6 protein-coding genes are annotated in these 12,521 nt (G+C 61.4%); all 6 read right to left on the bottom strand.

Annotated features, from left to right (window positions below; translation table 11 throughout):
• Nucleotides 1-144: 144 nt before the first annotated feature.
• The 6 genes from NF676_RS13430 to tpx all read right to left on the bottom strand — a co-directional run bounded on the left by NF676_RS13430 (nt 145) and on the right by tpx (nt 12,315).
• Nucleotides 145-2,226, bottom strand: a complete 2,082-nt coding sequence (locus NF676_RS13430; RefSeq protein WP_016774626.1) for a putative bifunctional diguanylate cyclase/phosphodiesterase — start codon at nt 2,224-2,226, stop codon at nt 145-147.
• Nucleotides 2,227-2,527: 301 nt separating this feature from the next.
• Nucleotides 2,528-3,997, bottom strand: coding sequence for an efflux transporter outer membrane subunit (locus tag NF676_RS13425; RefSeq protein WP_041480998.1), 1,470 nt, complete (start codon nt 3,995-3,997; stop codon nt 2,528-2,530).
• The gene (locus NF676_RS13420; protein WP_056785782.1) at nt 3,994-7,101 is read right to left on the bottom strand and encodes an efflux RND transporter permease subunit; all 3,108 of its coding nucleotides are present in this window, start codon (nt 7,099-7,101) and stop codon (nt 3,994-3,996) included. Before NF676_RS13420 ends, NF676_RS13425 begins: the two co-directional genes overlap by 4 nt.
• Before the next feature lie 136 nt (nt 7,102-7,237).
• Nucleotides 7,238-10,339, bottom strand: coding sequence for an MdtB/MuxB family multidrug efflux RND transporter permease subunit (locus NF676_RS13415; protein ID WP_252885980.1), 3,102 nt, complete (start codon nt 10,337-10,339; stop codon nt 7,238-7,240).
• Nucleotides 10,336-11,640 (bottom strand): MdtA/MuxA family multidrug efflux RND transporter periplasmic adaptor subunit, encoded by a 1,305-nt coding sequence (locus NF676_RS13410; protein ID WP_041481001.1) that lies wholly within the window; start codon nt 11,638-11,640, stop codon nt 10,336-10,338. Before NF676_RS13410 ends, NF676_RS13415 begins: the two co-directional genes overlap by 4 nt.
• Nucleotides 11,641-11,814: 174 nt before the next feature.
• Nucleotides 11,815-12,315: a thiol peroxidase gene (gene tpx / locus NF676_RS13405; protein WP_016774621.1), complete on the bottom strand. Its 501-nt coding sequence runs from the start codon at nt 12,313-12,315 to the stop codon at nt 11,815-11,817.
• Nucleotides 12,316-12,521 lie beyond the last annotated feature (206 nt).

Genomic DNA, 12,521 nt, shown 5'->3' with positions numbered 1-12,521 from the left:
GAGGGAAGAATAACTGCCATTCATGGCTTTTGCATGAGTTCTATGGTGTTTGCACAAGCGCCTTCGCGAGCAGGCTCGCTCCCACAAGGGAATGCGATCACCTGTGGGAGCGAGCCTGCTCGCGAAGAACGATGACTCGGTATCTCAGACCACCGCCAGCCGTTGCCCACGCACGATGTCCTGCATGAAGCGCTCCGCCGGCATCGGATGGCCGAGCAGATAGCCCTGCAGCGAATCACAGCCCAGTTTGGTCAGGAAATCCTGTTGCGCGCCGGTTTCGACACCTTCGGCGACAATCCGCAAATCCAGGGCCTGCCCCAGCGCAACGATCGCCGAGACGATTGCGGCATCATCGCTGTCATGCTCCAGATCGCGGACGAAACCGCGGTCGATCTTCAGCTCATTGGCCGGCAAACGTTTGAGGTACATCAGGCTGGAATAACCGGTGCCGAAGTCGTCGATCGACAGGTCGACGCCCATGTCCGACAACTCTTGCAGCACGGTCATGCTCGCATCGGCGTCGCTCATGGCCGTGGTTTCGGTGATTTCCAGAGTCAGGCTGTTGGCCGGCAGGTGATGGGTCGCCAGCGCCTTGGCCACGCTTTGCACCAGCCCGGCATGGCAGAACTGCAAGGCCGAGAGGTTCACGGCGATGCGCCAGTCGGTGTAACCGAGCACGTACCATTCGCGCATCTGCCGGCAGGCTTCGTTGAGCACCCATTCACCCATCGGAATGATCAGCCCGGTTTTCTCCGCCAGATCAATGAACTTGTCCGGCATCAACATGCCGTGCAGCGGATGCTTCCAACGCAGCAGCGCTTCGGCACCGACGGGGCGACCGTTGGCGGCGTCGAATTTGGGTTGGTAATGCAGGCAGAACTGGTTGTGCTCGATGGCCGCGCGCAGGTCCTGCAACAGTTGCAGTTGTTTGCGCGCGTTGGTGTTCATCGACGCATCGAAGAAGCTGTAGCCGTTCTTGCCGCCGCCCTTGGCGTGGTACATCGCGGCGTCGGCGTTCATCAGCAGTTCCTGGGCGTTGGCGCCGTTGCCCGGATACAGGGCAATGCCGACGCTGGCGGAAATCTGCAGATCATGCTCGGCGACGCGGAACGTGCGACCGATCAGGCCGACCTGACGCGCAGCCAGGCTCAAGGCGTCATTGGGCTCGCTCAAGCGCACCAGCAAAACGAATTCATCGCCACCGATCCGCGCCAACGTGTCCTGGCTGCGCAGGTCTTCACGCAGACGCGCGCCGACCTCGCGCAGCAATTGGTCACCCATGTGATGGCCGAATGCGTCGTTGACCGGTTTGAAGCCGTCGAGGTCGATGAACATCAAGGCGAAGCAGCCGCCCTGCTCTTCAACTTTTCTGATTGCCTGATTGATGCGGTCGTCGAGCAGCATGCGGTTGGGCAGACTGGTCAGCGGATCGTGCAAGGCCAGTTGGGTGAGTTCGCGGTTGGCCACCGTCAGCGAGTGCGCCAGATCAGCCGTGCGCGCTTCGAGGCGGGCATCGAGAATCGAGGTCAACAGGGCAATCGACAGCACCGCCAGCGTGGTGACCACGACCAGGCTATCGAGGCCATTGCCCTTCAAGCCATTGAGTGTCGCGCCGCAGAAACTGCCATCAGGAAACTGCGCCGCCGCCATGCCGGTGTAATGCATGCCAACAATCGCCACACCCATGATCACCGCCGCACCGGCACGAATCAGCCGCACATAGGGCGAATGCTGGCGCAGGCGAAAGGCAATCCACAATGCCGCTGCCGAGGCGCCGACGGCAATCAGCAGGGAGGCGCTGAACAGGGTCGGGTCGTAATCGATGCCCGGGGTCATGCGCAGGGCGGCCATACCGGTGTAATGCATGGCGCTGATGCCCGCCCCCATGATCAGCGCACCAAAGGCCAGTTGCGCCAGGGGCAGCTTCGGCTGGCTGACCAGCCACAAGGCGAAACCGCAGGACAGCACCGCGATCAGCAGCGACAGCGCAGTGAGGGCGAAGTCATAGCCCAGGTCGATCGGCAATTTGAAGGCGAGCATGCCGATGAAATGCATCGACCAGACGCCAACGCCCATCGCCAACGCCCCGCCCGCCGTCCAGAAATGCACGGCCCGGCCTTTAGCCGTGGCAATGCGCCCGGTGAGATCGAGCGCCGTGTAGGAAGCCAGAATGGCCACGCACAACGAAATGAAAACCAGGGTGAAGGAGTAGCTGCCGATGAGCATGGACGTTCTCGTGACAAGCCGAAACCGTACTGCTTCCATTCTCGGTCGGGCAAATGCGGCGATTGTACTGATTGCGCGGAAGAACGCACTGACAAAGTAACCAAATTGCCATCAAGCCGATGAAACGCTTGTTCGATCGTCCTACAAGGCTCTGCGGTGGGCTTTAACCTCACCCTGTGAAAGCGATCTCATGCCAGACAAAAATCCCCGTGGGAGCGAGCCTGCTCGCGAAGGCGTCGGCACAGCCACCATCGTAGTTGCCTGACCCACCGCTTTCGCGAGCAGGCTCGCTCCCACAGGTTCAGCGGTTGTCGCTGACGTCGAGTTGGCCGTCCCAGCCGCCGCCCAGTGCGGCGATCAGTTGCACGCTGGCGATCAGTCGGTTCTGCAGAATATTCAGCACACTGCGTTCGTTGCTCAGCGCCGTGGCTTGCACCACGACCACGTCGATATAGGCAATCAGGCCCGCCTTGTACTGGTTTTCCGTCAGGCGCAGAGAATCGCGGGCGGCATCCAGCGCTTCCTGGCGCACCGCCGCTTCGTCCTCATACACCTTGAGCTGGACCAGGTAGTTTTCCACTTCGCGGAAACCGTCGAGCACGGTCTGGCGGTAGCGCGCGACGGTTTCGTCATAGGCCGCCTCGCTGCGGTCAACCTCGGCCGAACGAATGCCGCCGTCGAACAGCGGCAGAGAAAGCTGCGGGCCGACCGACCAGAAACGGTTCGGCAGGCTGATCAGGTTTTTCGAGGTACTGCTGCTGTAGCCGCCGCTCAGGCTCAGGGTCAGGTCCGGGTAATACGCGGCCTTCGCCACGCCGACATTGGCGTTGGCGGCGATCACAGAGCGCTCTGCCGAAGCGATGTCAGGACGGCGTTCGAGCAATTGCGAAGGCAGGCTCAACGGCACTTGCGGCAAATTCGGGATGTTCTGGGTTTCGGCGATGCTGAAGTTGGCCGGGGCTTCGCCAGTGAGCACGGCAATGGCGTTTTCAAACTGTGCGCGCTGCCAGATCAGATCGACCAGATCGGCCTGGGTGCTTTTCAACTGGGTTTGCGCCTGCGCCACCGCATCGCGCCCGGAAACCCCGGCGCGGTACTGGTTCTGGGTCATCTTCAGTGATCGCTCGTAAGCGGCAACCGTGGCTTCAAGCAAACGCTTCTGCTGATCGATGACGCGCAGTTGCAGGTAGTTCTGCACCAGCTCCGACTGCTGACTCAGACGCATCGCCGCCAGATCGGCAAAACTCGCCTGGGCGTTGGCCTCATCCGCCTCCAGCCCACGGCGCAGCTTGCCCCAGACATCGGCTTCCCAACTGACGCCCAGTTGCGCGGTGTAGGTATCACGAATACCGCTTGAGGAACTGCTCAGGCTCGAACTGCTGCTGCCGGTGCCCTGACTGGAGCGGTTCTTGCCCAGACTCAGGTCGACACTGGGGTAAAACGCCCCGCGCGCGCTGCGCACCAAAGCCTGCGCCTGACGAAACTGCGCTTCGGACTGGGCGACGGTCTGGTTGGAGCTGTTGAGTTTTTCCACCAAGGCGTTGAGCTGCCGATCGCCGTACAACTCCCACCAGGCGCCCCGGGCCAGCGAGTCGCTGGGGTTGGCCTGACGCCAGCCTTCGGCTTCCTTGAACTGAGCGATTTCGGCGGTTTGCGGGCGCTGGTAGTCCGGGCCGACTGCGCAAGCGCTGAGCAGCGCCACGCACAGCGACAGGCTCAATAGGCGCGAGCCGCGGACGGTGGCCAATTGGATAAGCGAACGGTCAGTCATAGCGGAGTTTCCAGAGCGGCATCAGTACGCACGCCACGCCATTTGTTGAATCGATGGCGCAGCTTGTCGAGATAAAGGTAAACCACCGGGGTGGTGTAAAGGGTCAGGACCTGGCTGAACACCAGGCCGCCAATGATGGTCAGGCCCAGCGGCTGGCGCATTTCCGCACCCTCGGCGCGGCCGAGCAGCAACGGCAAGGCGCCGAGGATCGCCGCCAGCGTGGTCATCAGGATCGGCCGCAAGCGTTGCAGACAGGCGCTGCGGATCGACTCCAGGGGCGACAGGCCCTCATGCCGCTCCAACTGCAGCGCAAGGTCGATCATCAGGATGGCGTTTTTCTTCACCACGCCGATCAGCAGGAATATCCCCAGCAGGGAAATCAGGCTGAACTCGCCGCCCAGCGCATAGATCGACAGCAACGCGCCAACCCCGGCCGAGGGCAAAGTCGAGAGAATGGTCAGCGGGTGGATGTAGCTTTCATACAGCACACCGAGCACCAGATACACCGCCAGCAACGCACCGAGGATCATGAACGGCTGGCTCTTCTGCGTCGCGGCGAAGGCGTCCGCAGTGCCGGCCATTTTCGCAATCACATCCTCCGGCAAGCCGACCTTGGCGATCGCTCGTTCGATGGCGGCACTGCCCTGCTCTACGGTCACGCCTTCGGCCATGTCAAAGGAAATGCTTTCGGACGCGAACTGGCCCTCATGGCTGACCCGGTCGTTTTCGAGGCTGTTTTCGTAATGGGCGAACGTCGACAGCGGCACCCGCGCACCGTCAGCGGTAATCACCTCGACCTGCTTGAGCGTCACCGGATCCTGGGCGTATTTCGGATTGACCTCCATCACCACCTGGTACTGGTTGAGGCTGTCGTAGATCGTCGAAATCTGCCGCTGGCTATAGGCGTTGTTAAGCACGGCGGTGACCATGTTCATGTCGACCCCCAGGCGCTTGGCCTGATCCCGGTCGACAATCAGTGTCACCTGCTGCGCCCCGGCACCTTCGCGGGCATCGATGGCGGTCAGCTCGGGCAAGGCACGCAACGCGGTGACCACTTTCGGGAACCACTTGCGCAGCTCGGCGAGGTCGCCGCTTTGCAGGATGTAGGTGTATTGCGAACTGGTCTGCTCGCGGCCGCCGCCAAATTGCAGGTCCTGGTCGGCCATCAGCATCAACTGCGCCCCGGGCACCTTGGGCATTTCCTTGCGCAGACGCTCGATGACTTTCTGTGCCGACAGCTGGCGCTCCTTGATCGGTTTCAGGCGCACGATCATGAAGGCGTTGTTGGTGCCGTTGTTACCACCAATGAAGCCGGCCACGCTTTCCACCGCTTCGTCCTTGAGCACGGCGCGGCGGAAGGTTTCCATTTTCGGCTGCATGACGTTGAACGACAGACCGTCGTCGCCACGCACGAAACCGATCAACTGGCCGGTGTCCTGCTGCGGCAGGAAGGTTTTCGGCACCACCACATACAGCGCAATGTTGACGCCAACAGTGAGCAGCAGACTGAACAAGGTCAGACGCCGATGACGCAACACCCAGTCGAGGCTGGTGGCGTATTTGCCGACCATCCAGTCGTTGGTCTTGTGGCTCCAGCGTTGCAGGCGGTTTTCCTGGCCCGGCGTGTGCGGCTTGAGCCAGCGCGCGCAGAGCATTGGCGTCAGCGTCAGGGAAACCACCAGCGACACCACGATCGCCGCCGCCAGGGTGATGGAAAACTCGCGGAACAGGCTTTCAACCAGCCCGCCCATGAACAGGATCGACAGGAACACCGCCACCAGCGAGACGTTCATCGACAGCAGGGTAAAACCGACTTCCTTGGCCCCGAGGTACGCGGCCTGCATCGGTTTGACGCCTTCGTCGATATGCCGGGAAATGTTCTCCAACACTACGATGGCATCGTCCACCACAAGACCTGTGGCGAGAATCAGCGCCATCAGCGACAGGTTGTTCAGCGAGAACCCGTACAGGTACATCACCGCAAAGGTACCGACCAGCGACACCGGCACCGCCAGGGTCGGGATCAGCGAGGCGCGGAAGTTACCCAGAAACAGGTACACCACCAGCACCACCAGGGCGACGGCGATCAGCAAGGTCATCTCGGCTTCGTGCAGCGTCGCCTTGATCACTGGCGAGCGATCCATGGCCAGATTGAGTTTGACGCTGGCCGGCAGCACCGCTTGCAGCGCGGGCAACTGCGCCTTGATCTCGTTGACCGTCTCGATGATGTTAGCGCCGGCCTGACGGTTGATCACCAGCAATACCGCCGCGTCGTCGTTGAAGAAACCGCTGTTGTAACGGTCTTCGACGCCATCGCTGACTTTCGCCACATCCCTGAGACGCAATGCGGCGCCATCGGCGTAGTGAATGATCAGCGACTCGTAATCCTTGGCTTTCTCCAACTGATCGTTGGCCTGGATCTGCCACAAGCGCTCGCCGTCCTCGACCGAACCCTTGGGCCGGCGCACGTTAGCGTCGGCAATGGTCTTGCGTACATCGTCGAGGGCCACGCCGTACTGGTTCAGCGCCTGCGGTTCGAGCTCGATGCGCACCGCCGGCAGCGAACTGCCACCGATCTGTACTTCACCAACGCCCTGCACCTGCGACAGGCTTTGCGAGAGGATGGTCGAAGCCAGGTCGTAGAGCTGGCCTTTTTCCAGCACGTCCGAGGTCAGCGACAGCACCATGATCGGCGCCTGCGACGGATTGACCTTTTTATAGGTCGGCATGCTGCGCATCCCGCTAGGCAGCAGATTGCGCGAGGCGTTGATCGCCGCCTGCACTTCCCGCGCCGCGCCGTTGATGTCGCGGTCGAGGTCAAACTGCAGAATCACCCGCGTCGAACCCTGACTGGAACGGCTGCTCATGGTATTGACGCCGGCAATCGCACCGAACGACCGCTCCAGCGGCGTCGCCACCGTCGAAGCCATCACCTCGGGACTGGCGCCCGGCAGACTGGCCTGGACGACAATCACCGGGAAATCCATCTGCGGCAACGGCGATACCGGCAACAGCCCGAAGCTGACCCCACCGAGCAACATGATTGCCAGGGATAGCAGCATGGTTGCCACGGGGCGTTTGATGAAAGGGCCGGAGAGGTTCATCGACTCTTGTTCTCCCCGCATACCTCTGTGGGAGCGAGCCTGATCGCGAATGCGCCCTTACCTTCAACTTTGGCAGTGACTGACCTCCCGCTTTCGCGAGCAGGCTCGCTCCCACAGGGGAGATATATTCCGACAGTCATACCGCGACCTCTTCACCTTCGGCTTTGGATTTGCCAAAGCGCCTTCCGAGGCGGTCGAAGTACAGGTAAATCACCGGCGTGGTGAACAGCGTCAACACCTGGCTCACCAACAAGCCGCCGACCATCACCAGACCCAACGGCTGTCGCAATTCAGCACCAGACCCAGTGGCCAGCATCAGCGGCACTGCGCCGAACAACGCCGCCAGCGTGGTCATCAAAATCGGCCGGAAGCGCAGCAGCGCCGCTTGATAGATCGCCTCTGCCGGGGCCATGCCCTGGGTGCGTTCGGCGTCGAGGGCGAAGTCGATCATCATGATCGCGTTCTTCTTGACGATACCGATCAACAGAATGATGCCGATGATCGCGATCATGCCCAGGTCGTTGCCGCTGAGCAGCAACGCCAGCAAGGCACCGACTGCGGCGGACGGCAAGGTCGAAAGAATGGTGATCGGGTGGATGTAGCTCTCGTAGAGCACACCGAGGACGATGTACATGGTCACCACGGCCGCCAGAATCAGCAGCAAGGTGCTCGACAGCGAAGCCTGGAACGCCTGCGCCGCGCCCTGGAACTGAGTCTGCACGCCGACCGGCATGCCGATGTCCTGCTGCACCTGCTCGATGATGTCCACGGCATGCCCCAACGCCACGCCCGGCGCGAGGTTGAACGACATCATCACCGCCGGGAACTGGCCGATGTGAGTGATCGCCAATTGCGCCTGACGCTCTTCAACATGCGCCAGACTCGACAGGCGTACCTGCGCGCCGTCGGTGGTCTTGACGTGAATCTGATCCAGCGCCTGCGGGCCGATCTTCTCCCCGGCCTGGGCTTGCAGCACCACGCGGTACTGGCTGGCCTGGGTGTAAATGGTCGAAATCTGCCGCTGGCCGAAGGCGTCGTACAGCGCATCGGTGATATTCGCCACCGACACGCCAAGGCGCGATGCGGCGTCGCGGTCGATCACCAGATAGACCTGCAAGCCTTTGTCCTGCAGATCACTGGCCACGTCGGTCAACTCCGGACGCTGGGCCAGGGCTTCGACCAGACGGCCACTCCACTGGCTGAGCAATTCCGAGTCCGGCGAGGACATGCTGAACTGGTACTGGGTGCGGCTGACCCGATCCTCGATGGTCAGGTCCTGCACCGGCTGCATGAACAGCCGAATGCCGACCAGTTTGTCCAGTTGTGGTTGCAGGCGTGCGATCACTTCGCTGGCCGTCAGATCGCGCTCGCCATGAGGCTTGAGGTTGATCAGCAAGCGGCCGCTGTTGAGCGTGGCGTTGTCGCCGTCGACGCCAATGTAGGACGACAGGCTCTGCACCGCCGGATCTTCAAGAATGATCTTCGCCAGTTGCTGCTGCCGCTCGCCCATCGCCGCGAAGGAGATCGACTGCGGCGCTTCGGAAATACCCTGAATCACCCCGGTGTCCTGCACCGGAAAGAAACCCTTCGGCACGATCACGTAAAGGAATACGGTCAACGCCAGCGTGCCGATGGCGACCAGCAAGGTCAGCGGCTGATGCTTGAGCACCCAGCGCAGCATCCGCCCGTATTCCTTGATCATCCAGTCGATGAACGCACCGCTGGCGCGGTAGAAACGGCCTTGCTCGTGTTCTTGCGGTTCACGCTTGAGCAGGCGCGCGCACATCATCGGCGTCAGGGTCAGCGACACCACCAGGGAAATCAGGATCGCCACCGCCAGGGTAATGGCGAACTCGCGGAACAGGCGCCCTACCACGTCGGCCATGAACAGCAGCGGAATCAGTACGGCGATCAGCGACAGGGTCAGGGAAATCAGGGTGAAGCCGATCTGTTTCGCGCCCTTGAGCGCGGCCTGCATCGGGCTGTCACCCTCTTCGATGAAGCGCGAAATGTTCTCGAGCATGACGATGGCGTCGTCGACCACGAAGCCGGTGGCAATGGTCAGCGCCATCAACGTCAGGTTGTTCACCGAGAAACCGGCGAGGTACATCACGCCGAAGGTGCCGATCAGCGACAGCGGCACGGCGACCGAGGGAATGATCGTCGCACTGGCGCGGCGCAGAAACAGGAACGTGACCATGACCACCAGCGCGATAGCGATCAGCAGTTCGTGTTGCACGTCGGTGACCGAGGCACGGATGGTCTGGGTGCGATCCGTCAGCACCGTGACGTCGAGGCCGGCCGGCAGGTTGTCGGTGATGCTCGGCAGCAAGGCCTTGATGCGGTCGACCACTTCGATAACGTTGGCGCCGGGCTGTCGCTGGATGTTCAGCAACACCGCCTGATTCTGGTTGGCCCAGGCGGCCAGACGCTCGTTCTCGGCGCCATCGACGATTTCCGCTACGTCCTTGAGCCGCAACGGTGCGCCGTTCTTGTAGGTCAGGATGAGGTTGGCGTAGTCCTCGGGCGAGGTCAGTTGGTCGTTGGCATCGAGCATCGACACCCGGGTCGGGCCGTCGAAGTTGCCTTTCGGCTGGTTGACGTTGGAGGCGCCGATCAGCGTGCGTACGTCCGACAGGTTGAGGCTGTTGGCCGCCAGCGCTTCGGGGTTGACCTTGATCCGCACGGCCTGACGCTGGCCACCAGCGATGCTGACCATGCCGACGCCGCTGATCTGGGCGATTTTCTGCGCCATGCGCGTATCGACCAGATCATTGAGCTTGGGCAGCAGCATGGTTTTCGAGGTGATGGCCAAGGTCAGAACAGGCGTGTCCGCCGGGTTGACCTTGTTGTACACCGGCGGTGCCGGCAGGTCGGTGGGCAGCAGGTTGGTCGCGGCGTTGATCGCGGCTTGCACCTGCTGTTCGGCGACGTCCATGTTGATGTCGAGGCTGAAACGCAGGGTCAGCACCGAAGCGCCGCCGGAGCTGGTCGAGGCCATTTGTGTGAGGCCCGGCATCTGCCCGAACTGGCGTTCAAGCGGCGCGGTGACGGCGCTGGTCATCACGTCCGGACTGGCGCCGGGGTACAGGGTCATGACGCGGATGGTCGGATAATCGACCTGCGGCAAGGCCGAAACCGGCAGCAGGCGATAAGCGATCAGGCCGGCCAGAACAATGGCCAGCATGCTCAGGGTGGTGGCTACCGGACGGAGGATGAACAGCCGCGAAATGTTCATGCGCCCTTCTTGGCCTTATCGGCTGTGGTCGCATCGGGATTGGCGGCAGATTTGCCTTGCAGGTGTTCGGTCGGCGAGGTCGGCACTTCGCTGCTGTCATTGACCACTTCGACTTCGCTGCCCTCCTTCAGGCGATCGGTGCCTTCAAGCACAACGCGATCACCCGCGGCGAGGCCTTCGGTGACCACGGTGTTGTCACCGTCGCTGGCACCGATTTTCAGTTGGCGAATGGTGACTTTCTTGTCGCCGTCCAGCGCATAGACAAAGGTGCCATTGGTGCCGAACTGAATCGCTGCCGACGGTGCCAGCACTACACCTTTGAGCGTGTCGGCCAGCAAATGAACGTTGACGAACTGATTGGGGAACAGCGACTGGTCGCGGTTATCGTAACGGGCCTTGAATTTCAGGGTGCCGGTGGCAACGTCGATCTGGTTGTCCAAGCTTTGCAGCACGCCAGTGGCTTGCAGCTTGGTGTCGCCGCGATCCCACGCTTCGGCAGGCAACTTGGCGCCACTGCGGTAACGGGCGAGCACGGTGTCGAGGCTGTTTTCCGGCAAGGTGAAGGCCACGCTGATCGGTTGCGTCTGGGTGATCACCGCGAGGAACGTGGTGTCGTTGGCCGCGACGAGGTTGCCGACGTCGACCTGACGCAGGCCGACGCGACCGGCAATCGGCGCGCGGATCTTGGTGAATTCAAGATTGAGCTTGGCGTCGTTGACCGCCGCCTGATTGGTCTTGACCGTGCCCAGGTACTGGCCAACCAGCGCTTCGGCGGTGTCGAGGGTCTGTTTGGCGATGCTGTCTTCTTTATACAGACCGCGGTAACGCTCGACGTCGACCTGGGCGTTTTTCAGTTGCGCCTGATTCTGCAGCAGCGTGCCTTCGGCCTGGAGCAAAGCATTCTGGTAAGGACGCGGATCGATCTCGGCCAACAGGTCGCCCGCCTTGACCATCTGCCCTTCTTCGAAATGAATCTTTACCAGTTCGCCGCCCACGCGGCTGCGCACGTTGATGGTATTGAGCGCGGTAACCGTGCCCAGTGCCTTGTAATACAGCGGGAAGTCGCCCTTCACCGCCGGCGCCACACGCACCGGAATCGGCCCGGTACCGCCGCCGAAGCCAGGCCGCATCATTCCCGAGCGCCCGGTATGCCCGGCGGCCGCTTTGTCGCCGCCCGCCTTGTCAGCAGAGCCGGCGGGCCAGAATTTCCAGCACAGGACAGCGATGACCAACAGGACCAGCAGGCTGATCAGCCAGCGACGGGATTTGCGGGGGGACGATTGCATGGAGTTATTGACCATTGGGCGCGTGGGCTTCTATTACGGGAGGCTGAACGATAAGCACTGAGTGGATTTAAGCAAAGCAGCTTTACCGGCAATTTACCTTCCACTTACGTTTCAAGGTGTGAGGCAAAACCCTGATACACAAATGAAAACGGCCTGGACAGGGCCAGGCCGTTAACAATTGTAAAAGCCTTACTTGAGAACGGACAGTGCCGCTTCGTAGTTAGGTTCTTCAGCGATTTCCTTGACCAGTTCGCTGTGCAGAACGGTGTCGTTTTCGTCCAGCACCACAACGGCGCGAGCGGTCAGGCCTTTCAGCGGGCCGTCAGCGATGGCCACGCCATAGTTTTCGATGAACTCGCTGCCGCGCAGGGTCGACAGGTTCTGTACGTTTTCCAGGCCTTCAGCACCGCAGAAGCGCGCCTGGGCGAATGGCAGGTCAGCAGAGATGCACAGCACCACGGTGTTGCTGATGTCGTTGGCCTGGGCGTTGAACTTGCGCACGGAGGTGGCGCAGGTCGGGGTGTCGACGCTTGGGAAAATGTTCAGGACTTTGCGCTTGCCGGCGAAGTCTTTCAGGGTGACGTCGGACAAATTGCCGGCTACCAGGGAAAAGGCTGGCGCCTTGGAACCGGCTTGTGGCAACTGGCCGTTGACTTGAACCGGATTGCCTTTGAGGGTGACTTGAGCCATGACTTGAGTCCTTCTGTTTTTTGATTGGAAAGCATGCAAGAGGCGGAAGTTAACCACGAAATCGGCTGACGACCTATGCCCTGTTGGAAATTGTTGGGTGCTGAGCGGTGACATTGTATACAACCCACCGCAGCTTTCCTGTAGGGCTGAGCCTGCTAGCAAAAGCGTTGTGCCATGCAGCACATTCGGAACTGATACACCGAAAT

It is taken from the genome of Pseudomonas siliginis, assembly GCF_024072275.1.
Taxonomy (GTDB): domain Bacteria; phylum Pseudomonadota; class Gammaproteobacteria; order Pseudomonadales; family Pseudomonadaceae; genus Aquipseudomonas; species Aquipseudomonas siliginis.
Note: the sequence above shows the minus strand (reverse complement) of the source record. Positions and strands in the feature narration are given on the sequence as shown.

What these genes read in the sequence shown, in the direction of transcription:
- NF676_RS13410 (WP_041481001.1), bottom strand. Translation starts at nt 11,640, where the DNA reads ATGGTCAATAACTCCATGCAATCGTCCCCCCGCAAATCCCGTCGCTGG.
- NF676_RS13430 (WP_016774626.1), bottom strand. Translation starts at nt 2,226, where the DNA reads ATGCTCATCGGCAGCTACTCCTTCACCCTGGTTTTCATTTCGTTGTGC.
- NF676_RS13415 (WP_252885980.1), bottom strand. Translation starts at nt 10,339, where the DNA reads ATGAACATTTCGCGGCTGTTCATCCTCCGTCCGGTAGCCACCACCCTG.
- NF676_RS13420 (WP_056785782.1), bottom strand. Translation starts at nt 7,101, where the DNA reads ATGAACCTCTCCGGCCCTTTCATCAAACGCCCCGTGGCAACCATGCTG.
- NF676_RS13425 (WP_041480998.1), bottom strand. Translation starts at nt 3,997, where the DNA reads ATGACTGACCGTTCGCTTATCCAATTGGCCACCGTCCGCGGCTCGCGC.
- tpx (WP_016774621.1), bottom strand. Translation starts at nt 12,315, where the DNA reads ATGGCTCAAGTCACCCTCAAAGGCAATCCGGTTCAAGTCAACGGCCAG.